12 protein-coding genes are annotated in these 25,192 nt (G+C 44.8%); all 12 read left to right on the forward strand.

The features are described from left to right. The first annotated feature begins 89 nt into the window (after window positions 1–89). Entirely contained in the window at window positions 90–7,265 is a 7,176-nt protein-coding gene (locus P5Y91_RS09845) for an accessory Sec-dependent serine-rich glycoprotein adhesin (RefSeq protein ID WP_277839373.1), read from the forward strand. 196 nt (window positions 7,266–7,461) lie between these two features. Next, window positions 7,462–12,891 carry an accessory Sec-dependent serine-rich glycoprotein adhesin gene (locus P5Y91_RS09850; RefSeq protein WP_277839374.1) on the forward strand — a complete coding sequence of 1,810 codons (5,430 nt, stop codon included), beginning with the start codon at window positions 7,462–7,464 and terminating at the stop codon, window positions 12,889–12,891. A 187-nt stretch (window positions 12,892–13,078) separates the two neighbouring features. Beyond that, window positions 13,079–14,083 (forward strand): sugar transferase, encoded by a 1,005-nt coding sequence (locus P5Y91_RS09855; protein ID WP_277839375.1) that lies wholly within the window; start codon window positions 13,079–13,081, stop codon window positions 14,081–14,083. A 221-nt stretch (window positions 14,084–14,304) separates the two neighbouring features. Continuing rightward, window positions 14,305–15,522, forward strand: coding sequence for an accessory Sec system protein translocase subunit SecY2 (secY2, locus tag P5Y91_RS09860; protein WP_277839376.1), 1,218 nt, complete (start codon window positions 14,305–14,307; stop codon window positions 15,520–15,522). Window positions 15,523–15,530: 8 nt separating this feature from the next. After that, entirely contained in the window at window positions 15,531–17,120 is a 1,590-nt protein-coding gene (gene asp1 / locus P5Y91_RS09865) for an accessory Sec system protein Asp1 (protein ID WP_277839377.1), read from the forward strand. After that, complete coding sequence (gene asp2 / locus P5Y91_RS09870) at window positions 17,113–18,657, forward strand: accessory Sec system protein Asp2 (RefSeq protein WP_277839378.1); 1,545 nt, start codon at window positions 17,113–17,115, stop codon at window positions 18,655–18,657. Before asp1 ends, asp2 begins: the two co-directional genes overlap by 8 nt. After that, window positions 18,654–19,124 (forward strand): accessory Sec system protein Asp3, encoded by a 471-nt coding sequence (asp3, locus tag P5Y91_RS09875; RefSeq protein ID WP_277839379.1) that lies wholly within the window; start codon window positions 18,654–18,656, stop codon window positions 19,122–19,124. Before asp2 ends, asp3 begins: the two co-directional genes overlap by 4 nt. A gap of 26 nt (window positions 19,125–19,150) precedes the next feature. Continuing rightward, window positions 19,151–21,535 carry an accessory Sec system translocase SecA2 gene (secA2, locus tag P5Y91_RS09880; RefSeq protein WP_080713437.1) on the forward strand — a complete coding sequence of 795 codons (2,385 nt, stop codon included), beginning with the start codon at window positions 19,151–19,153 and terminating at the stop codon, window positions 21,533–21,535. A gap of 11 nt (window positions 21,536–21,546) precedes the next feature. Then, window positions 21,547–23,061, forward strand: coding sequence for an accessory Sec system glycosyltransferase GtfA (gtfA, locus tag P5Y91_RS09885; protein ID WP_277839380.1), 1,515 nt, complete (start codon window positions 21,547–21,549; stop codon window positions 23,059–23,061). Continuing rightward, window positions 23,045–24,400, forward strand: a complete 1,356-nt coding sequence (gtfB, locus tag P5Y91_RS09890) for an accessory Sec system glycosylation chaperone GtfB (protein ID WP_195189322.1) — start codon at window positions 23,045–23,047, stop codon at window positions 24,398–24,400. Before gtfA ends, gtfB begins: the two co-directional genes overlap by 17 nt. Continuing rightward, window positions 24,384–24,584 carry an accessory Sec system protein Asp4 gene (gene asp4, locus P5Y91_RS09895; protein ID WP_023919249.1) on the forward strand — a complete coding sequence of 67 codons (201 nt, stop codon included), beginning with the start codon at window positions 24,384–24,386 and terminating at the stop codon, window positions 24,582–24,584. Before gtfB ends, asp4 begins: the two co-directional genes overlap by 17 nt. Before the next feature lies 1 nt (window position 24,585). After that, the gene (gene asp5, locus P5Y91_RS09900) at window positions 24,586–24,810 is read left to right on the forward strand and encodes an accessory Sec system protein Asp5 (RefSeq protein WP_003003038.1); all 225 of its coding nucleotides are present in this window, start codon (window positions 24,586–24,588) and stop codon (window positions 24,808–24,810) included. The last annotated feature ends 382 nt before the right edge of the window (window positions 24,811–25,192 follow it).

Consider the following 25,192-nt stretch of genomic DNA (forward strand, 5'->3'; position numbering starts at 1 on the left):
GTTTTTTATGTTAAAAACTAGTCTTAATTAGTTACTTTTGGGGAAAATTAGTGTATAATAACTCGATATCTTATTTTTAAGGAGCGGACATGTTTTTCAAACGTTCGAAGGGTGATTTTCGCGAAACGGAGCGAATCACGCGTTATAAATTAATCAAATCAGGAAAGAATTGGGTACGGGCATCTGTCTCGCGGTTAGGGCTATTTCGTGTCATGCGAGGTGGTGTGGATGAAAAGATCGTGGTTCAATACGAAGCATCATCACACTCTATGCCTGCGGATCTGGTCAAAGGGATGGTTGTGCTAGGGGCTCTGGCTGGGGCGACAACGGTTGCCAATCCAGTATTTGCTGAGGAAAATGAAATGAATGCGACTGTTGGGTCTGAAATCAGCCCATCGACCGGTGTGGTTGGACAAGATAGCTTTGTCTTGGGAACGACGTCTACCACAGACTCTGTGTCAGCGAATCACTCCATGAGTGAATCCATCTCATTTTCAGAGTCAGCTAGTGAAAGCGTCTCTCTATCTCAATCGGTATCTTTGAGTGAATCTCATGTTATCAGTGCTTCAGCGAGTCCGTCCACTTCAGAAATTGCTAGTAGCACTTTCTCAGAGAATGATACTATTCATGTAGCTACTTCTGAAACGAGTGAGAAAGTAGCAGAGGCTCAAAACAATCGCTCGGAAGACCAGGTGAAGCGTCTGCAAGTTTTGGCTTTGGATTTATACACCTATCGTGCGCAGGCTTTGGAAATCCCTGGGACGGAATCTGCTATTGAAAGTGGAGATCTGGCTTTAGAAGCTATTCGTACTGGTTTGTCCAATCCCGCAATTCAAATCGATGCTGTAGAAAGTCAAGCAAAGAGTGCTCGCAATCGCTTGGCCAATGCGGTGCTTCGTGCGACATCTGGCCAACGGGATCCACGTAACGGGAATCGTATAGATGCTGATACCAGTCTCCGTGCACCCCAGTATAATTTAGGGCCAGCCAACAATGCCTTGATTTCTGTTTATAACTCTGATTACATTAATCAGGCTTATAATGTTGTGGAAACCATTCCTACACGAAATAGTATTAAGAGCATTGGCTACGCTTCTGGTAGTGATCGTGTGAATGGCATCAATGTGCCTCAGACGTCGGCCTTGAAAAATAGTGCAGTGGCCTTTAATATCATGGGAACTGTTGGGCAGACAGAGGTCGTAACGCCTGGGAAAATTTATAATGTTTCTTTTGTAGTGACCAATACGGCTAGGCAGTCAGTGACACGAACGCTACGCATTCAGGTTTTGCCGCAAAATGATGGCATTCGTAATCCGATTACGGCTGTGACGACAGCGACTTTTGTCAATGATACTACTAACTTGGCCCAGGCTGAAAAAGAGAAGATTTGGGAAGCGTTTAAGACTGCTAACCCCAATATTGCCACTTCAAAGGACTTTAAATCTTATTCCGTTTCATCATCTGGTGTGGTGACCATTACCTATAAAGATAACACTACAAATGATGTGACGGCTCCAGTGAAGCGACTTGCAGCACCAACTGTTGAAACGAGATTATTGGATAAGGCTTACACACAGACACCTGTAACGGTGACAGGAGCTGAGCCAGGTTCTACAGTCGTTCTATACAATAATGACGACGAAGTGGGAACAGCTGTGGCAGATGCTTCGGGTCAAGCGATTGTGACGCCGACTGTTAAGTTACAAACGGGTGGTGTAACAGCCAAAGCTCGCATCATGTATGGTGATTATGCGGTGTATTCAGATGCCAGTAATTCCGTGGCTGTAACTGACGGAACGCGTCCTGAAGTGACGGCTAAGTTGACCGTCAATGGTGTGGAACCGAAATCAACCCCTCTTGAAGGTGGTGGGAAGAATTATATTATTTACGCTGGTGATGATGCGGTTGTGACCTTTACAGCTACTGATGACAGTGGCAAGTTGAAAGAAATGAAAGTCGTTGCACGAGCGGATCTGAACGACAATGCTTTGAACGGGAATTTCTTTGGTAGTAGCCAGTACGGAACTGGTAATATTGCTCCTATCACGGGCGATATTACGGCTACCAGTGCGAACCCTGCAACCATCACAACGACCATTCATTTGAAGGATGATCTTTACCATACCTACCGAAATACATGGCAACGCAACGTAGCGGCTATTGACAATGCCTCCAATATGAACCGTCCAAATGGTTTGGGTGAGATTCGGATTACTCAGGGGCGTCTCGCTGATCGTACACCAGGTGTGGCGCCGACAAGCACTATTCAGGTGACGAGTCTAACTGCATTGACAGATGCAGATAAGAGCAAGGTGATTGCTGCTGTATCGGCTGTTAATCCAGAGGTGGCCAACCGGATTAAGTCCTATACGGTTAATAGTGATGGTACAGTCACCATTACTTATAAAGATAGTACGACCAATGTCGTAGCGGTGAAACTGTCAGATAGCGATCACAGTCAGTCTGTATCAAGCAGTCAGAGTGCATCTACGAAGACTTCGCAATCGATCAGTCAGTCTTTAAGTGCGAAGCAATCTCAGAGCGTATCGGCTCAGCAGAGCGTTTCATTGAGCCAGTCACTGAGCTCGGTTCGCTCACAAAGTTTGTCAGCTTCATTAAGCCAATCAGCTTCTGCAAGTGTCTCAGCTCAAGCTAGTTTATCTCGCAGTCAATCGTTGAGCAAGGAGGTTTCTCAATCTCAATCCGCTTCAACGAGTCAATCTGTATCGACAAGAAAATCTGAATCTGTGAAGGTTTCGGAATCAGCGTCTGCAAGTGTCAGTGCCTTGCAGTCTGCTTCGGTATCGGCGAGTGTATCCAAGGTGGTTAGCCAGTCTGTCTCAAGTTCGACATCTGCTTCAACGAGCGCCTCTGTTTCAGTGAGTCAGTCAGCATCAGCATCGCTTTCACAGTCGGTATCAGAGTCACTAAGTCAATCGACTCGCGAGTCGGCTTCAAAATCCGTAAGCCAATCGCAATCTGAGTCTGCATCAGTATCTTTGAGTGAGTCCGCTAGAAAATCAGCATCGTTGAGCACTTCCGTATTAGAGAGTCAATCAGCCTCAACTTCGGTGTCGGTTTCTACCTCTGAATCGGTGTCGACTTCCGAATCAGTATCTGCATCTGAGTCTGTTTCTGTATCTGAATCAGTTTCAACGTCTGAATCAGTGTCGACATCAGAGTCTGAATCAACATCCGAGTCATTGTCCGCGTCCGAGTCTGCATCTACATCAGAATCAGCTTCTGCGTCTGAGTCAGTTTCAACGTCCGAATCAATCTCGACATCAGAGTCGGTTTCAGCATCTGAGTCGATTTCTGTATCAGAATCAGTGTCTACTTCTGAATCGGTGTCAACATCAGAATCAGTGTCAGCGTCTGAGTCGGTATCAGCGTCTGAATCAGTTTCAACGTCTGAATCGGTCTCAACGTCTGAGTCAGTTTCAACGTCTAAATCAGTGTCTGCTTCTGAATCAGTCTCGACATCAGAGTCAGCATCTACATCAGAATCTGTATCAACGTCTGAGTCAGCATCTGCGTCCGAGTCAGTCTCAACGTCTGAATCGGTTTCTGTATCAGAATCAGTGTCTACCTCAGAATCAGTTTCAGCGTCTGAGTCGGTTTCAGCATCTGAGTCAGCGTCAACTTCTGAATCAGTGTCTACGTCTGAATCGGAATCGACATCAGAATCAGTTTCTGCATCTGAGTCAGCGTCAACTTCTGAATCAGTCTCGACATCAGAGTCAGCATCTACATCAGAATCTGTATCAACGTCTGAGTCAGCATCTGCGTCCGAGTCAGTCTCAACGTCTGAATCGGTTTCTGTATCAGAATCAGTGTCTACCTCAGAATCAGTTTCAGCGTCTGAGTCGGTTTCAGCATCTGAGTCAGCGTCAACTTCTGAATCAGTGTCTACGTCTGAATCGGAATCGACATCAGAATCAGTTTCTGCATCTGAGTCAGCGTCAACTTCTGAATCAGTCTCGACATCAGAGTCAGCATCTACATCAGAATCTGTATCAACGTCTGAGTCAGCATCTGCGTCCGAGTCAGTCTCAACGTCTGAATCGGTTTCTGTATCAGAATCAGTGTCTACCTCAGAATCAGTTTCAGCGTCTGAGTCGGTTTCAGCATCTGAGTCAGCGTCAACTTCTGAATCAGTGTCTACGTCTGAATCGGAATCGACATCAGAATCAGTTTCTGCATCTGAGTCAGCGTCAACTTCTGAATCAGTGTCTACGTCTGAATCGGAATCGACATCAGAATCTGAATCAATATCCGAATCAGTCTCAACCTCTGAGTCAGTGTCAGCGTCTGAGTCGGTATCAGCGTCTGAGTCAGTCTCAGCGTCTGAATCGGTCTCAACGTCAGAGTCAGTATCTACGTCAGAATTAGTGTCTACGTCCGAATCGGTTTCTGTATCTGAATCAGCGTCAGCCTCTGAGTCAGTATCGACGTCCGAATCAGCGTCAGCCTCTGAGTCAGTATCAACGTCCGAATCAGTGTCAGCGTCTGAGTCGGTATCAGCGTCTGAATCAGTTTCTACGTCAGAATCCGTTTCGACTTCCGAATCATTGTCAACATCAGAATCTGAATCAATATCCGAATCAGTCTCAACCTCTGAGTCAGTGTCAGCGTCTGAGTCGGTATCAGCGTCTGAGTCAGTCTCAGCGTCTGAATCGGTCTCAACGTCTGAGTCAGTATCTACGTCAGAATCAGTGTCTACGTCCGAATCGGTTTCTGTATCTGAATCAGCGTCAGCCTCTGAGTCAGTATCGACGTCCGAATCAGCGTCAGCGTCTGAGTCAGTATCTACGTCAGAATCAGTCTCAGTGTCCGAATCAGTGTCAGCGTCTGAGTCAGTGTCTACGTCAGAATCCGTTTCGACTTCCGAATCATTGTCAACATCAGAATCTGAATCAATATCCGAATCAGTCTCAACCTCTGAGTCAGTGTCAGCGTCTGAGTCGGTATCAGCGTCTGAGTCAGTCTCAGCGTCTGAATCAGTGTCAGCGTCTGAGTCAGTATCAACGTCCGAATCAGTCTCAGCGTCCGAATCAGTATCAGCGTCTGAATCAGTGTCAGCCTCTGAGTCAGTATCAACGTCCGAATCAGTGTCAGCGTCTGAGTCAGTGTCTACGTCCGAATCAGCGTCAGCCTCTGAGTCAGTATCAACGTCCGAATCAGCGTCAGCCTCTGAGTCAGTATCAACGTCCGAATCAGTGTCAGCGTCTGAGTCAGTGTCTACGTCAGAATCAGTCTCGACATCCGAGTTAGCATCTACATCAGAATCTGTATCAATGTCTGAATCGGTGTCGACTTCCGAGTCTGTTTCTGTATCGGAATCAGTATCAGCATCCGAGTCCGTTTCGACTTCTGAATCATTCTCGACATCCGAGTCAGCATCTACCTCAGAATCAGTTTCAGCATCTGAGTCGGTATCAGCGTCTGAGTCGGTATCAGCATCTGAATCAGTGTCAACGTCCGAGTCAGTGTCAACATCAGAATCAGTGTCTACTTCTGAATCTGCATCTACATCAGAATCGGCATCAACATCGGAGTCAGCGTCAGCCTCTGAATCAGTCTCAACCTCAGAATCGGCATCAACATCCGAGTCAGTATCAGCGTCAGAATCGGCATCAGAATCAGCCTCTGCGTCCGAATCAGTCTCTGCATCGGAGTCAGCATCAACGTCCGAATCTGTATCGACATCTGAATCAGTGTCAGCGTCTGAGTCAGTTTCAACCTCAGAATCAGCATCAACCTCTGAATCTGTATCGACCTCAGAATCAGTGTCAACGTCCGAATCGGTTTCTGTATCTGAATCAGCGTCAACTTCTGAATCAGCGTCAACTTCTGAATCGGTGTCAGCGTCCGAATCAGCATCTGCTTCAGAATCAGTCTCAACATCAGAATCAGTCTCAACCTCTGAATCAGTTTCAGCATCCGAGTCAGCATCAACGTCTGAATCGGTGTCAACATCCGAATCGGTTTCTGTATCTGAATCAGTATCATCATCTGAGTCTGTCTCAACGTCTGAGTCGGTGTCAACATCCGAATCGGTTTCAGCCTCTGAATCAGTTTCTGCATCCGAGTCTGTCTCAACCTCTGAATCAGTTTCGGCGTCTGAGTCAGTGTCAACATCAGAATCATTCTCAGTCTCTGAATCAGCCTCTGCGTCCGAGTCAGCGTCAACATCCGAATCAGTGTCTACGTCTGAATCGGTGTCAACATCCGAATCAGTTTCTGCATCCGAATCAGTATCAACATCCGAATCAGTGTCTACCTCTGAATCGGCATCTGTATCCGAATCAGTGTTTACGTCTGAATCGGTGTCAACATCCGAATCAGTTTCTGCATCAGAATCAGTATCAACATCCGAATCAGTATCAACATCCGAATCAGTGTCAGCGTCTGAATCGGCATCAACGTCTGAGTCGGTTTCAACTTCAGAATCAGTTTCGACATCCGAGTCTGAATCAACATCCGAATCATTGTCAGCCTCAGAGTCAGTTTCAACATCTGAATCAGTATCGGCGTCTGAGTCAGTTTCAACCTCTGAGTCAGCATCAACGTCTGAATCATTGTCTACGTCCGAATCGGTTTCTGTATCTGAATCAGCATCAACCTCTGAATCAGTGTCTGCATCAGAGTCGGTTTCAACCTCAGGATCTGTTTCGACGTCCGAATCAGTCTCAACCTCAGAATCAGCCTCTGCGTCCGATTCAGCGTCAACATCAGAATCAGCATCAACGTCAGAGTCAGTTTCAACCTCAGAGTCAGTATCAGCGTCGGAATCAGTATCAACGTCTGTGTCAGCGTCTACCTCAGAATCAGTCTCAACATCTGAATCAATCTCGACCTCCGAATCATTGTCAGCATCGTTGAGCAGTTCAGTATCAGAAAGCCAGTCAGTCTCTACTTCGCTTTCAGTTTCGACATCAGTCTCTGCATCTGAGTCAGCATCATTGAGTACCTCTGTCCCTGAATCAACTTCAACATCAGTAAGTACTTCAGTTTCAGTGAGTCAATCACAATCAGGATCAACATCTGGTAGCGGTTCATACTCTAATTCAATGAGCCAATCAATTTCTCATTCAGAGTCATTGTCTGCATCAGAATCAGCAAGTGGATCACAAAAACACAGCCAATCTGTGGCCCTTCCAAATACTGGCGAAACAGGATCTGTAACATCAGCCCTTCTTGGGGTTGTTACAGGGTTAGCTGGAATTGCTGGACTTACCCGACGTAAAAAGAAGGGGAACTGATCTAGTAGGAAAAATCATTTTTTCGAGTGAATCTCATAGGAGATTCACTTTTTTACTAGTAGAATGAATTATTTTTTATGTGTTACAAAAAAATTTGAAAATTAAACGATAATATATAAGTTTTTTGTAGCAAATTACTTGAATCTACGTAGTATTCCTGTATAATGAATAATGACTACAATGTAAGGGGAATATCATGCAATTTAAGCGTTCAAAAGGAAACTTTCGTGAAACAGATCGTGTCGTACGCTTCAAATTAATTAAATCAGGAAAAAATTGGCTTCGGGCATCAACGGCTGCTCTAGGCCTCTTTCGCGTGGTGCGTGGGCAAGTGGAGGAGACCATCATTGCCAACGTACAGCAAGATCAAATAGAAAGTCAAAAGCATAACCAAGCCTTCTTAAAAGGTTTGATTACGGTAGGGACTGTATTTGGTGGTGCTGTACTTGCTACGACTGCTAAGGCGGAGGATGCAACATCACTTGCACCAACGGTTTCCGAGACAAAAGAGGAAACCTTGGCAGAAGTGGATAGTGTGGTCTTAGCGAAAACCTCAAGCCAGCCTTCAGAATCCATCTCTGTTTCAGAATCAACTAGTTTTTCTACATCTGAGAGTGCGTCTGCTTCGATCAGTGAATCCACCTCTTTGTCCTTGAGCGAAGTTGGATCAACTGCATTATCAACGGCAATTAGCGAGTCTGCTCAAGCTCTAGAGTCAGAGGTAGTTGTTGAAGAGCCGACTAGTTTAGAAGAAGCTACTGTTTTAGAACAAAATACCTCTGAAGCTGAATTGCTTCAAGAAATTGCAGGGAATTACGCATCTAAAATGACGGACACCGATCGCCGAGCAGTGGTCGAAGCGGTCATTAACAAAGTGCAGGCCGAAGTGACTGCAAGCAATAACTTGATCCACACCAATGCCAGCGCTCAAGCTTATGCTGACCAGCGCGATCGCTTGGAGAAAGCTGTCGATGAGATGATGACGACCTTGACAGCTGCAGGTTTTGTGGGAAATACAAATGTAGATGGGAAACCTGCGATCTCTGCTCAGTTGGCTCCCATTGCTGAGGTGGCTAAGAGTAGTAGCAAAGATCTAGAGATTACACCAAACATGGATGATCGCAACGGTGCTAGTGTTGAAGATGCCCCTCTAACAGCTACAGATGTTGCCAAAGATCCTCATATCGATAAGCGCTATGTTAACCAAACACCTGAAGAAATTGCTGCTTATAAGAAGGATACGGATGCGACTCGCTATACCTTTGGGATTTGGGATTTTGTTAATAAAACAGGAGAATCACTCGGCTATTATGCGACCTTGTCTGTCAATCGTACCGATACCGATCCGAATACCCATGTGGGAAATGATGTATATTTCCGTATTGTAAAAAAATCAGATGGTTCTGAGATTTTCTCTCAAACCTTCTCTGCAAATGTCATTGGGGGCACGCAGTTCCAACTACCTAACGAAGTGTTGATTAAGAAAGCTCCTTTGGGGAATATGTTTGCCTATAGTAAGGCTGATGATGGGAAACCTGGGAATGTTTATCTAGGTACCTACGCTAGTCCTGAGACAAGTTTCCTTGTACGTGATGTATATGATGTAATGAACCCTTCGAAACAAGGGGAACTATTGACTTCGAGAGCTGAAATCAAGGTTCCATCTATGTGGGGGCACCAGTCGACTTTCTACAAAGTGGTAGATCCAGCAGGCAAATGGGTCGATGGAGAATACACGCCAACTGGGAAGGAAGAAGTCTTAGCAGAGTATACCCAATACGGGATTGAAGGTCAGCATTATACGGCCTCCAATGCTCGTGATATTGCAGGATATGTCAAGGTTCCGGTAGTGAACTCGGCTCAAAAAGCAACAACTGGGATCTTTGACAATAGTACGGTTGGCACACGCCGAGTGGAATTATATGGAAATGCGCGTGAGCATTTTATAAGAAGTGAAGTTGTTACAACCAGTCAAAACGGTGACTACATCCTTCGTTACTACGTTCTGGATCCTTCCAAAGTCTATAACGTTTCGAATCTCGATGTCGGGAATGAGGCGGTATTTGATAAGTATACCCTTGTTTATGAAAAAGAGTTTAAACAAGATGTTTCAGATGCCCTTTCTGATTTAGGTGGAACGAATAAAGTTGAAAGTAAGAACAAAGATTATTTCTTGAATGTTACGCCAAAACGGGTGGATGATCGTCATTTTGAGTTAGAGATTACCGGATGGTTTTCGGCTAAGGAAACTGTCACCTATACTGATGAAAATACAGGGAAAGAATACACGGTTCCAAAACCATTCACAGAGCTTCCAAAATCAGCTTTTCTCGGTAACAATCAGACTATGATTGTTGGGAAAGATGCGACACCTCAAGGAGCAGAAGGCTTTTCTAACTTTAAACAAACCATTCAAAAAATGGTTGTTTCAAATCCACTGACGAGCGTGAACTATTATTATCGGAGAATGACGTCGTCAGAATCTGCATCGCAGTCTCAAAGTTTCTCAGCTTCAACGTCAGCATCTCTAGTTTCAGATTCAATTTCATTGTCTCAATCTGTATCGGCTAGCGAGTCCGTTTCCTTGTCACAAGCATCTAGCTCCGCCAGTCAATCAGATTCGTTGATTCAGGCATCAGTCTCAGCCAGCCAGTCTGAATCACTGGTTCAAGCGTCAGTTTCTGCGAGCCAGTCGGAGTCGTTGGTTCAGGCATCAGTCTCCGCAAGTCAATCAGAATCCTTGGTTCAATCCTCGGTTTCCGCAAGTCAGTCAGACTCGTTGATTCAGGCATCAGTCTCAGCTAGTCAATCAGAGTCGCTGGTTAAAGAATCAGTATCCGTCAGTCAATCAGACTCGTTGGTTCAGGCATCAGTTTCAGCCAGCCAGTCGGAGTCGTTGGTTCAATCGTCCGTTTCTGCTAGTCAATCCGATTCCTTGATTCAAGAATCTGTATCAGCTAGTCAATCCGATTCCTTGGTTCAAGAATCCGTATCTGCCAGTCAGTCTGAATCGTTGCTTCAGGAATCGGTTTCCGCAAGTCAGTCAGAGTCCTTGATTAAAGAATCTGTATCCGCCAGTCAATCAGACTCGCTGGTTCAGGCATCTGTATCGGCCAGCCATTCAGAGTCGCTGATTAAAGAATCGGTTTCTGCCAGTCAGTCAGAGTCCTTGATTAAGGAGTCAGTATCTGCCAGTCAATCAGATTCGCTGGTCCAAGCGTCAGTTTCTGCGAGCCAGTCTGAGTCTCTGGTTAAAGAATCAGTATCGGCGAGTCAATCCGACTCGTTGGTTCAAGCCTCAGTTTCTGCAAGTCAGTCAGATTCCTTGGTTCAGGAATCCTTATCGGCCAGCCAGTCTGATTCCTTGGTTCAAGAATCAGTTTCTTCAAGCCAATCAGAGTCGCTGGTTCAAGAGTCGATTTCAGCGAGTCAATCAGAGTCATTGATTAAAGAATCTGTATCGGCAAGTCAATCCGACTCACAATCAAAAGCAGCATCAGCATCTAAGAGTGAGTCTGAAAAAGCCTCTAAATCTGTTTCGTTGAGTCAGTCGGTATCCTTATCTAATTTAGCATCTGGATCAATTTCTGTATCTCAATCGCAGTCGACATCAGCGGTTGGATCGGAGGAAGTGGTTTCTCAACTGATTTCCTTGTCACAATCTATTTCGATGAGCAAAAAGCTGTCAGAATCCGTTTCGTTGAGTCAGTCAGATTCCTTGGTTCAGGAATCCGTATCGGCTAGTCAATCAGACTCATTGGTACAAGCCTCCGTTTCTGCAAGCCAATCCGACTCGTTGGTTCAGGCATCTGTATCGTCTAGCCAATCCGATTCGTTGCTCAAAGAATCCGTATCAGCTAGTCAATCTGATTCCTTGGTTCAATCGTCGGTTTCCGCAAGTCAGTCCGAGTCATTGGTTCAGGAATCCGTATCTGTCAGTCAGTCAGACTCGCTGATTCAAGAATCAGTTTCCGCGAGTCAATCCGATTCGCTAGTTCAAGAGTCAGTTTCCGCGAGTCAATCTGAGTCCTTGATTCAAGCATCAGTTTCCGAAAGTCAATCGCAATCTACTTCTGATATCGAATCTAAGTCTCAAATTACAGAATCTATGTCCTTTTCTCGTTCTGATTCAATGAGTCAGTCGGAATCGCAAGTATCGACTGATTTGCAATCAACATCATTGAGTCAATCAGAATCGTTGGTGCGAGAGTCAGTTTCTGCGAGTGAATCGGAATCATTGGTTCAGGAGTCTGTATCGGCCAGTCAATCAGAGTCGCAGGTTCAAGCCTCAGTATCTGCTAGCCAATCGGATTCGTTGGTTCAAGCATCTGTATTGACCAGCCAATCAGAATCGTTAGTTCAAGAGTCGATTTCAGCTAGTCAATCAGACTCGTTAGTACAAGAATCCGTTTCGGCAATTCAATCCGACTCCTTGGCCCAAGCATCCGTTTCGGCAAGTGAATCAGAATCGCTAATCCAAGAGTCGATCTCAACTAGTCAATCCGAGTCTTTGGTTCAAGCGTCCGTTTCTACTAGTCAGTCCGAATCGTTGATTCAGGACTCCGTTTCATCGAGTCAATCCGATTCGCTAGTTCAAGGGTCGATTTCAGCCAGTCAATCAGAGTCGCTGGTACAAGAATCAGTTTCTGCCAGCCAATCAGACTCGTTGGCTCAAGTATCGGTATCGGCAAGCCAATCAGAATCCTTGGTTCAGGAATCCGTTTCAGCTAGTCAATCAGAGTCGCAGGTTCAAGCTTCAGTATCGGCTAGCCAATCCGAGTCATTGGTTCAGGAATCTGTATCTGCCAGTCAGTCAGACTCGCTGATTCAAGCATCCGTTTCGGCAAGTGAATCAAATTCATTGGCTCAAGAATCTATCTCTGCCAGTCAATCCGACTCCTTGGCCCAAGCATCCGTTTCGGCAATTCAATCCGACTCCTTAGTACAAGCGTCAGTTTCAGCAAGTCAGTCAGAGACATTGATTAAAGAGTCAGTTTCTTCAAGTCAATCTGAATCGTTGGTTCAAGAATCAGTCTCTGCAAGTCAATCAGATTCATTAGTTCAAGCTTCTGCTTCGACAAGCGAATCAGTTTCAACTTCTCATGTTGTAGCTGCATCGCAGGTTTCAGAGTCTGGATCGTTCTCTCGATCCGTTTCTGAGAGTCTATCTGCTTCACAATGGACATCCTATTCAGAATCTCTAGCGTCAACATCTGTTTCAAAATCAGACTCCTATAGCCAATCAACTTCGCTCCTTTCAGCAAGTGAATCGGCTTCAACGTCCATGCCAGTATCTGAATTTCCTTTGACGAGTGTTTCAGATTCTATAAGCGCATCATCGACAGAGAGTCAATCCTTATCGCAGGAAATTTCTGAATGGATCAGTGTGTCTTATGCGTCAAGTTTCTCTGCTGTGACAAGTTCTTCGGAGTCTGTCGTGTCTTCGTTTGGCACCTCTTACTCAGAATCTCCATCAGACACAAGCTCGCTAACTGCAACGCATTCTTCCGGACCTGCTCTTCCAGAGACAGGTGCCCATCCTTCATCTAATATTCTTGCTACAGGAGCTTCCATTCTTCTGTCTGGATTAGCCCTTTTAGGAATTCGGAAAAAAGATGGCAAATAAAACCTTAAAAGACCGGAATGAACCGGTCTTTTATTGATCTAGAATGTCTAAGAAGTTGGGAAATATGTTATAATGAATGAGGAAGTTTTCGTTGAGGGATATGAAAAAGGTTACTTTGTGAAAAGCTCTGTTTGCCTTCATATCTTCAGGAAATATGGGATTAAAAAAGAAGAGTCAGAGGAAAGAGATGAAAATCCATTTTACAAATTTATTTGGTCAATCTTCGAAAAGTGTTGCCCTGATGGCACAAAACGATATTATGAATGTCGTTCGTGAACTTGGGGTTAATGAACTAGGGATCTACTTTTATGATCATAGCAATGAGCCGGCTAGCGAATTGAATTCGCGGATGGATGGGATTTTAGCAGGCGTTGCTTTTGGGGATATCGTCTTCGTTCAATCTCCTTCTTGGAATGGAATTGAGTGGGACCGCCGTTTGGTTGATAAGTTAAAACTCCTTCAAACCAAGCTGGTCATGTTTATCCATGATGTTCCACCACTCATGTTTGAGAGCAATTATTACCTAATGCCTAACTATATCGACATGTACAATCAGAGTGATCTGGTCGTTGTTCCATCAGAACAGATGTACCATCATCTGGTGTCAGAAGGGCTTACAGTTAAAAAATATGTGGTCCAAAAGTTGTGGGATTTGACCCACAGTTTGGATCTCTATAACCCGCAATTTGAGAAAAAACTGATCTTCTCAGGAAATCCTTCGCGTTTCCCTCATATCATCGACTGGAAATATGATACACCCCTTCATGTCTATACCGAACCAGTTGAAGGAGTTGATTATTCCAAGGTCCATATGGAAGGCTGGCGGACCAAGCAAGAGTTGCTTTTGGAGCTTTCTAAGGGTGGTTTTGGGCTTGTCTGGGGAAATTCAGAGAATCCTGAGGATGAGCGAGATTACTACAAAGAAAATATTTCCTACAAATTATCAACTTATCTATCCGCAGGTCTTCCGGTAGTCGTGCCAGACTATTTGTCAAATGCAGACTATATTCGAGAAAAAGGGCTTGGTTTTGTAGCATCTAGTCTTGAAGAAGCCAATCGTTTGGTTCAAGACTGCACAGAGGAAGCGTATGCCCAAATGGTCCAAAAAGCTCACTATACTTCTTATTTGATCCGCAATGGCTATTTCACAAAGAAATTATTCGTCGATACCATCATGGCCTTGGGTGAATAACATTCAATGAACAATCCTTTAGATAAACATCTGAAGGATTTTTTGTTGAATACGGTACCAAATGGGAAATTTGAAATATTATCAAATATTAGTGACAAATGAGTTTGGAAAAGTCGCAAATTATGGTAAAATAAGTTGAGATAAAATGCTCTAAAGGCACATATTTAAAGGCTATTCCCCAGGTGGAAGAGTCAAAATGAGTAAGAGAAAGTTTAAAAGAAATGTTAAAACGATCTGAAGTAGGAAAGAGATTTTGTTGGACGATATTTTTCGTCTTTATTTATGTTTTAGGAAGTAAAATTTCCTTGCCTTTTGTTGACTTATCAAAGGCCTTGAGACTCAATGAGGGAACGACAACCGGTTTACAGCTCTCAAGTGCTGTGATGGGGGGGAACCTCCGCGGAATGTCAATCTTTTCGATCGGTCTATCCCCGTGGATGTCTTCCATGATTTTGTGGCGGATGTTTACCGTTTCAAAACGCTTTAACCTCGAAAAAACCAGTTCGGAAATTGTGGAGCGGCGAAAGATGTACGTGACCTTGGCACTCGCCATTGTCCAGTCCTTGGCAGTGGCCATGTATCTCCCCTTGAAGACAGGGTTGAACTCCGGACTTGTCATTGCGGTCAATACCATGATTATGGTAGCTGGAGCCTTCTTTCTAGTTTGGCTCTCAGATCTAAATGCCGCTTTGGGGCTTGGAAGTTCTGTGGTGATCATGATGGCTGGGATGGTTATGTATCTTCCAGAAGACGTGATGCAGACCCTTTCAAGTGTCAATAATATACCAGAGATCGCTTATGTTCTGGGCGTGATTTTTATCTTGATTTTTGTCTATGTGGCAGTCTTGGTGGAATATTCCAAGTACCAGATTCCTGTCAATAAATTAGGAATCCACAACAATTTGAAAAGTTATACTTTTTTGGATATCAAGCTCAACCCAGCAGGAGGGATGCCCTTCATGTATGCCATGACCTTGGTGTCCATTCCTCAGTACGCGCTGCTGTTGATCTTGTCTATGGATTCCAATGCCAAGTGGGCCGCTCATTTAGCCAAACACTTGGTGATGGGAGATCCGATTTGGATTCTTCTTTACATTCTGATGATCGCCCTTCTCTCTTTTGCTTTCGCCTTTGTAAATGTGAACGGAGAAGAAATTGCAGATAAGATGATGAAGGCGTCCGAGTATATCGATCATGTCTATCCTGGAGCAGATACACGTCGCTATATCAATAAAATTGTGCTACGCTTGACGGTTTTTGGGACCTTGTATCTGATCCTCTTTACGGCGCTTCCTTTTTCCCTCTTGTTATGGGATAAAGATCTTTTGCGCTTGACCATGATTCCAGGAACCTTCCTCATGTTTGTCGGGATGATTTACAATATCCGAGAAGAAATTCGTGCTCTTCGTGTCAATCAACGTTATACAAGAATATTCTAGGAGTAACCATGTATTATTTTGTACCAGCCTGGTATGGAACGGACCGCATCTGGCAGCAAACAGCTACCCCTTGGTACTGGATGCGAGAATCCATTGAATTTGATGATACCATTAATCAAGTTCGTATTTTTCAAGAAGCAGAAATGGATCGGATCTTATTGTTGCCTCAATATAGTCCGCAACTGCGCTATTTTTTACACCGCCAAGATTTGTTAGAGACAGATGTGCTCTCAATTTTTGATCGTATCCAAAAGGTTCCGTCTAGTTTGGCGATGCACCCAGTTCAGCTTCGGGACATCGAATGGCCGAGTGAGACCACTTTTTCCTACACTCCCTTTTTGGTAATGGCATTTCGAAAGGGTCAACGCCTAGCAAAAATTGATATGGGAGTGGATGGAAACCTTCTCTCTTTGACCCGTTATAAGAATGACGAGATCAGCTACATCGAGTACTTAGATGATCGTGGCTTTATCTCTAGCCGAATCTACTACAATGAGGGGAAACCTTATTTCCAAGAGTATCTGAGTTTTGATGGACAATGGGTTTTGAGAGAGATGTTGATCGAAGAGAACCACTCCGTCATGGTCAATGAAGCTTTCTTTCATGCCTTCAAAAAAGAAAGCTATGCCAATATGGGAGACGTTGTCGCTGAAAAAATGAAGGAGCAGCTAGCAACCTTGGTTCCAGGACGAGACCAGTTGGTTTTGGCAGCTCATCCAGCAAATTTGGCCTTTTTACAAGATACGGCAAGTGGCGTCAAGAAAGTCTTGTCTTTCTATGGGGATCGTCAGCCCTTGTCTGCCGAAAACTTTGCCCTCTATTTTGATATGATTGATGCCCAGCTCTTGATTACAGATAGTGAAAAAACCAAAGAAGCGATTGGGGTCTTTTCTCCTAGCTTGGCTCAAAAGACACACCGGATTACCTCTTTTGACTCCCGCCTTCGTTTGGGTTCTAGTCAGGAGCGCAAGGAATCAAAGATTTACTTTTATGTCAATGAAGCCGAGCTTCCAAGTAAGAGCCAGCTCAAGAAGGTTCTGGAAATTTTAGCGCAACATCCCTTATTCGAAGTTGTTTTTGCATTTTACAATGGATCACCGGAGCGGGTGAAGGAATTAGAAGGGCAACTCGAGGAATTGATCGCTAGCGAGCAGGACTTGCATCTGGTTCAATCACCAGCCCAAATGGAAGGGCTTGGGGAAAACCAGATCATCGATGAAGAGTCTGTACAAGACGCACCGGACTATCGCTTTGTAGTTAAGAATTTTTCAAATGAAAATGACATTATTCAAGAATTGGAAAAAACCCGCTTGATTGTAGATTTAAGCGAGGAACCCAACCTCTACACGCAGATTGCAGGGATCTCTGCTGGGATTCCTCAGGTTAACCGCGTCCAGACAGAATATGTCGATCATTTGAAAAACGGCTATGTCTTATCAAAGGGAGACAAGGAATTAGAAAAGGCAATCACGCACTTCTTATTGGAATTGAAGCCTTGGAATGAAGCCTTGGTCTACTCAATCGAAAAAATTCAAGAATACACCGGTCAACGCTTGATCGAGAAATGGGAAGGATGGATGAAAGAACGTCATGGATAAAAAACTACAGATACCCCATATTCTCCAAATCGGCTCAAGTAGCTGGCAGGATCAAATGGAACTTCCTGCTGGACTTGGCTGGCACTTTTTTCAAGTAACGGATCTTCCATCGCTCAAAGACTATATGGAAGAAGTGGAAATCTCTAAATTTAAAGCCTTGATCCTAGAGAATCCAGAAGATTTGTTGGCTTTAGGAGAAGACCTGACTTATTTTCAGCCTTATACCGTTTTTTATGATGAAAGCCGTAAGCTAGAGGCACCTTCTGACGAATTGGCCCACCTCTTAAGACTCAAGCAAGCAAGACCCTGGGATTTCTCAAACAAGCATCAATTTCTCTATGTCTTAGAGCGCTTTTTATACGACAATCAATATGGAGATGCCTTTACGGTTCGTGACCTGCGAGTGAGACCTGATTTTGCTGGTCAGCAAACAGTCTTGGGGCAACATTTCCTCAAGCTTGACGGAGCATACGGGGAAGAGTTTACGCCGATTGTCCAGTGGGTTTACAATTATGTGTATGACGCTAGCCGCCCCATCAATTTTTGGTTGGAATACGAAAAAGATCCTAGCTGTCAGCTACAACTGCGGATTCAATTTTACCGCTTTGGAGCTTTGGGTGATTGGGTCAAAGATTCGGTCTTTTCAGAAGAAGAGATGGAGCAACCACTAGAATTGGACGGAGCAGAACCTTATTACTTAGCCTTTTCGCTGGAAGCAAGAGGAGAGGGGACGCTTACGATCGGAGCCTTACATAAGCGCTTGTCACATGGTCCTTTAGGAGAGATGACCGTAGGAGCTAAGACGCTACGGGACCACAAACGCCAAGAAATTTTTGCTTATTTCCATCCTGGCGATATGAAGCCGCCTTTAAACATATACTTCTCTGGGTATCGCCCGGCCGAAGGTTTTGAAGGGTTTGGGATGTTGCGTGCGATGGGGAGTCCCTTTATTCTCTTTTCTGACCCAAGACTGGAAGGTGGATCCTTCTATATGGGCTCAGAAGAATTGGAAAATCAAGTCACTGCCTTTATTGATCAGCACTTGGACTTGCTCGGCTTTGAGCCAAAAGATATGAATTTCTCTGGCTTGTCCATGGGGACCTTTGGCGCCCTTTACTATGGTGCTCTTTATTCTCCTCATGCGATCTTGGTTGGAAAACCCATTGTCAACCTGGGGGATGTCGCTGCCAATCTGAAATTTAAACGTCCAGATGAGTTTGGAACGTCTCTAGATATGATGCAGTTGATCATCGGCCAAGTATCACAAGAAGGGATCGGCCAGCTCAATCAACGTTTCTGGGACCGGTTTGAAAAAGCGGACTTTAAGGATACCATTCTAGCCCTTGCCTATATGCGAGATGATGACTACGACCAGCAGGCCTATCCAGATATTTTAGAGGCCTTGTATGAATTACCGGTTCGTATTATCAGTACCAGCCGCGCCGGTCGACACAATGATGCGAGTGGTCCAATCATTGAGTGGTTTGTGACCCAGTACAAAGAAATCATGGAAAGAGACTTTGGAAGAAACCAATGATAAAAATAAAAGAAAATGAAAGCAGACGAATCTACTGGGGCGATACCGTTCTAGCAGATTATCTTTGGGGGTCGACCATTCAAGCGACGGCCCAAGGAAGCGTTCAGTTTCAGAACCCCCTCATGCCATCTGGTCAAGTGCTGAAAACTTGGCATTCGCAGACAAATTTTGGCGCAACTCGTCAAATTCCTAGTCTGCCCCTGCTCAAAAGAGAGCAAGATTATGAATTGGTTATCACGATGGAAGCGACTCCGGCTCATACCGTTATGGTAGAAATCATCTTCAAAGATCGCTTTGGAGAGGTCGTTGGCCGTCGCGTAACCCCAGAAGGTCGCTTGCCGTTTACCTATCCAGATCAAGCATACGCCTATGAAGTGCGATTGCTCAGTGCAGGTTTGCAAGAGTTTACCTTCCACTATTTCACGATTCAACCAATATCGTCTGAGGGAGCAGAAGTTCTCGAATAGACGAACATCACTGCAAAAAAAAGAGGATTACATTGGATTACGTTAAATTAAGAAACATCAAAAAAATCTTAAAAGAAGTCAATAGCTGGAAGGATGACATGGCCCGCTTGACGGATCGACAACTACAGGAGAAGACTGTGGAATTTCGGGAACGTCTAGCAGAGGGTGAGACCTTGGATGATCTCTTACCGGAAGCATTTGCGGTTGCGCGGGAAGCCGATAAACGGGTCTTGGGCATGTTTCCTTATGACGTGCAAGTCATGGGAGGAATTGTCCTCCACCAAGGCAATGTCGCTGAAATGAATACCGGTGAAGGAAAGACCTTGACGGCAACTATGCCAGTTTATCTCAATGCCTTAGAGGGCAAAGGGGTCATGGTTATTACGACCAATACCTATCTGGCAACTCGGGATGCAGAAGAGATGGGACAGGTCTACCGATTTTTGGGCTTGACTGTCGGCGTTCCCTTGAAACAATCAGAAGACGAAGAATTAGATCCAGAAGTCAAACGGGAGATTTACCGGTCAGATGTCATTTATACGACCAATACCAGTCTAGGCTTTGACTATTTAACAGAGAACTTGACGGCTTCGGCAGATGGCCAGTTTTTAGCTGACTTCAATTACGCCATTGTCGATGAGATTGATTCGGTGCTTCTAGATAGTGCCCAGACTCCCTTGATTATTTCTGGTTCTCCTCGGGTTCAGTCCAACCTTTATGGGATTATTGATACCCTGATCCAAACCTTCAAAGAAGGGGAAGACTTCAAGTTTGATGAAGAAAAGAAACGAGTTTGGTTGACTCGAAAAGGAGCTCATGCAGCAGAAGCCTTTCTAGCCATTCCCAACCTCTATGATCCCCAATACCGTGACTTGGTCCGCCATATCAGCCTAGCCCTGCAGGCCAATAAAAACTTTATTAAGGATAAGGATTATGTCATTCATCCCAATGTTGAAGGGCAACCGGAGATTGTCTTACTAGACCAGGCGACGGGTCGCTTGATGGAAATGACGCGCTTGCAAGGAGGACTCCACCAGGCGATTGAAGCTAAAGAGGGTCTCAAGCTGACCCAAGAAACACGGGCCATGGCTTCTATTACTTACCAAAACCTCTTTAAGATGTTTCGGAAGTTGGGTGGCATGACCGGGACTGGGAAGGTCGCTGAGGCAGAGTTTCTTGATACCTATGCCATGTCAGTGATCAAGATCCCAACCAATCGCAAGAAGATCCGCAAGGATTTGCCGGATGAAATCTATCAGACCTTGCCGGAAAAAATCGTGGCTTCCTTGGATTATGTGAAGAAGGTCCACGAAAAGGGCAATCCGATTCTGGTCTTTGCCGGATCGGTTGAAATGTCGATTCTTTATTCGAACCTTCTTTTGCGGGAAGGAATTCCACACAATCTTCTCAATGCCAACAATGCTCCTCGAGAGGCCCAGATCATTAAGGAATCAGGTCGAAAAGGAGCTGTGACGGTTGCGACCTCAATGGCCGGTCGGGGAACCGATATCAAGTTGGGACCAGGAGTCGCTGAGTTAGGTGGCTTGGTGGTTGTTGGGACTGAGCGGATGATGAACCAGCGGATTGACCTTCAAATTCGGGGACGTTCAGGTCGCCAAGGAGATCCCGGTTTGACCAAGTTCTTCGTCTCTTTGGAAGACGATTTGATGAAAAACTGGGGGCCAGACTGGATCCAGGATACCTATCAAGACTATGATGTGGATGAGCGGATTGGTTCAGCCAAAGCTCTGACCAAGCGCAAGTATAGAAACTTGGTGGAACGAGCTCAAAATGCTAGTGAAAGTTCTGGTCAGGCCAGTCGTCGGATGACGCTGGAATTTGCGGAAAGCATGAACATTCAGCGTGCCATCGTCTACGAAGAGCGCGACCGCTTGATCAAACAAGAAGGACGCCTGGATGATATCGTTGAAAAAGTGCTTCGTTCCGTCTTTTCAAGTGTAGCCCATAAAAAAGAATACAAGGAACCGGTAGCTTTTTATCGCTATATGTTAGACAATGTTAGTTACCAAGTGGATCCAGAAAAGGCCCACCAAACCTTCCGTAGCAAGAAAACCAAAGAGAATTTCTTATGGGAGATTGCTAAAAGCGAGTTAGAAGCTAAGTATGAGATCTTAGGCACCGATGAGGTGATCGCCCAATTCCAGCGCATGGCCATCCTAAAAGCTATCGATGAAAACTGGGTAGAGCAGGTAGACTATCTGCAACAATTGCGCATGGCGCTCTCCGGTCAGTACACCAGTCAGAAAAACCCTTTGGTAGAATTTTTCCAAGAAGCCTACCAATCCTTTGAACGAATGAAAGAGGCGGCCAAAGAACAAATGGTCCGCAATCTCTTACTAAGTCGAGTAGAAATCAATAAAAAAGGGGAAATTGTCTTGCATTTCCCATAAAAGAGGACATTATGACAGTATACAATATCAACCTTGGAATCGGTTGGGCCAGCAGTGGTGTTGAGTATGCCCAGGCCTACCGTGCCCAGTTGTTACGCAATATCCATCAACCAGCTAAATTTGTTTTTATGGATATGATTCTAGCCGATAATATCCAGCATTTGACAGAAAATATCGGTTTTAAAAATGATGAAATTATCTGGCTCTACAGCCATTTTACAGATATTAAGATTGCACCAACCACCTATACCATCGATCAGGTCTTAGCAGGATTTGCCGGAAAACCGACGCGTGAAGAGGTCGATGGCAAGATCAAGCGCTTCTTTTATGAGGACCAGGACAACTTTTTGACCTGCTACCTGCGCGCAGAAAACAGTCCCTATGTCGAACGTTGCGAGTACGTGTCTAGAGGAATCTTGGTGAGAAAGGATTATTTCTCCTATACCCGCTATTGTACAGAGTACTTTATTCCCAAGAACAATCAAGCCAACTTGATTGAGCGCCGCTTTTACAATGAAGACGGGACGGTTGCCTATAGCATGCAGATGGCAGATGGCCGAGAGGTCTATCGTTTCCCTGATCGCTATCTGGTTGGTCGCCAAGAATTGATCCGCTACTTCATGCAGACCCTTCAATTGACCAAACAAGATCTAGTGATTTTGGATCGGGAAACCAATATCGGTCAGCCTATCTTTGAAGAAGCACAAAAGGCCCGCCTAGGTGTGGTCGTCCATGCCGAGCACTTCAGTGCCAATAATGTCGATGATCAGTATATCCTGTGGAATAACTACTACGAGTATCAATTTACCAATGCAGATAAGGTAGACTTCTTTATTGTTGCGACTGACCGCCAAAAAGAAATCTTGGCCGAGCAGTTTGCCAAATACACCAACCATCAGCCGGCTATCTATACCATTCCAGTTGGGAGTCTTGCAAGCTTACCACAAAACGAAAATCGCACCCCATTTTCTATGATTACTGCCTCTCGTTTGGCGACAGAAAAGCATATTGACTGGTTGGTGCGAGCAGTGGTTCGCGCCAAAAAAGAATTGCCAGAGCTGTCCTTTGACATCTATGGAAAAGGTGGAGAAGAAGGCAAGTTGCGTTCTCTAATTGATGAATTGGGGGCAGCAGACTATATCCATCTCAAAGGGCATGCCAATCTAGAGGAAATTTACAAGAATTATGAGGTTTACCTGTCCGCGTCGACCAGTGAAGGCTTTGGGTTGACCTTGATGGAGGCGATCGGTTCTGGTCTTCCGATTATCGGTTTTGACGTTCCTTATGGCAACCAGACCTTTGTCACAGAAGGTAAAAATGGCTATCTCATTCCGCCTTCAGCAGATCAAGTGGTCGACCAGATTGCTTCTGCCTTTGCGGAAAAAATGATCCAGCTATACAAAAAAGATGATCTAGCCAGCATGCGTCAAGCATCTTATGCGCGTGCAGAAGACTTTTTGACCAGCCGAGTAGAAGAAGCTTGGGAACAATTGATAGAAGAGGTGACACATGCTGAACGTATTTGATAGTTATTCTCGTGAAAGCCAAGACCTGCTCCACTCCATGAAAGAGTCTGGCTTTGACCATCCGACCGTTGTTTTGGAGCCAAACGGTTTCTTACCAGACGGTGTCGAATCTCCCTTTATCTATTTCTTAGGACAAGCAAAAGGGGAGAAGCGCGGTCGCTACTTTAATGAAGTTCCAGTGCCTGATTTCTGGGAAGTTTCTGGGGATAATAGTTCGGGAAAAGTGACCTACTATGGTCAAGAAAAGGCTCGAATTGTGTACCACGCTGCTTCCTACAAACGCATCGTCGAGCGCTTAGAGTGGTTAGATGACAAGGGACAAGTGGTCATGATTGAGCACTACGACCAATACGGTCGTAAGATTGCCGTAACGACTTGTGGCGATCAGGGACAGTATTTGGTGACTACTTATTTTGAAGGGGATACCGAGCGCTTGACAGAAAATCACCAAACAGGGGATTTGATCTTGACCTTGGACCATCAACCCATGCGAATTTTCAAGAATCGCTTAGATTACTTTGTCTTTTATCTAGAGTATCGTGGTTTTGATCTAGATGGTTTGGTCTACAATACGCTGGCTACCTCCTTTAGCATTAGTCTCCAGCTGGGCAATAAAGGCATCAAAGGACGCGACGTCCTGGTGTGGCAAGAGCCTCTTCACGACAGCCTTCCGGGCAACATGCAGTTGATTCTAAAGAGCCCAGAAATCCGGACCAAGAAGATCTTGATTCCGCAAAACGCGACCTATCATCGTGCTTTGCAGTTGACCTCGCAAGATCAGCATAGCTATTTTGGTCCCCTTGGCTACCTGTATGATTTCAAGGTGAAAGACGATATCCGTAAAGACGCCTTTGTCTTGACCAATTCGGATCAGATCGAAGCCTTGACCTACCTAGTAGAGAACTTGCCAAATGTGACCTTCCGTGTAGCAGCTTTGACGGAGATGTCTGCGAGCCTCTTGTCTATGGTCCGCTACCCAAATGTGGTCTTGTACCAAAATATCAGTCAAGAGCGGATCAAAGAGTTGCTTAAGGTCTCTAGTATTTATCTGGATATCAACCACTATGCAGAGGTACAAGGCATTGTTCGCAAGGCCTTCGAACACCAGCAAGTCATCCTTGCCTTTAGCCATACCCTGCATGACCGTCACTTCCTCGCACAAGCCAATATCTTTGATCAAGGAAAAGAAGCAGATATGGTGTCCCGTATCCAGAAAATCTACCAATCTGTGGATAACTACAGAGAAGCCATTGCGCAACAAATTGCCCAATCAAGTAGCGTTGAGCCAGCTGTTTTCAAAGCTCGCTTGCAAGAAGGGATAGGTGGATACAGTGAGTGATCGTAAGAAAGATTTATTTTACAAAGAAGTAGAAGGACGGATGGAGTCTCTCAAACGCCGTCCTGCCGAAAAAGAAAAGACGACACGTTCTGAAAAGATCAATGTTACTTTTAATGTGATCATTGGTTTGGTGATTCTGCTGGGAGTTATTTTTACCCTCTTCAGAGTGTTAGGAGGATCCTAAGATGGAAATGGTATTTGCAATCGGGATCTCGATCTTATCCCTCGCTCTTGTGGTTCTGATCACCCTGCAGCCTCGCCAACAACAATCGCTCTCAACAGATGCGACCAGTAACCTAGGAAAACCAAGTTACTGGCGGTCCCACCGTGGACTCAAGCTAGCGACCCTTGTTGTTAGTATTGTCTTTCTCGTATCCTTATTTCTTTATATGATGGTCGTACAGGCCTAATTTCTAATAGAATGGATAAAAAGAAGTTGGTATTCTCCAACTTCTTTTAGAATGTAATCTATCTGTTTCTTACCTAATGCAACCTAAATGATACTTAAAAAATTAAAGAGATATCAACTATTAGGCTTACTTAGACATCTATTGAAACTTTCCTTAGGTGAGTACGGACGTCAGCGAACTTCGAGGAAGTTCCATGACTTAGTTTTGGACCTAAGGTTCCAAAACTCCCGAGTGCTAGAAACAAGAATGTTTCTAGCACTTATCTCACGGCGGAAAGTTTCTAAGATGACTTTATCTACAATTTGAAGAGGCTGGGACAAAAGTCCTAGCCTCTCAATTATTTTTGGATTGTCGAGCAAGACGCAGTGGTTGAGTGGGCTCT

The sequence above is a fragment of the Streptococcus taoyuanensis genome (assembly GCF_029589235.1).
Classification (GTDB): Bacteria; Bacillota; Bacilli; order Lactobacillales; family Streptococcaceae; genus Streptococcus; species Streptococcus taoyuanensis.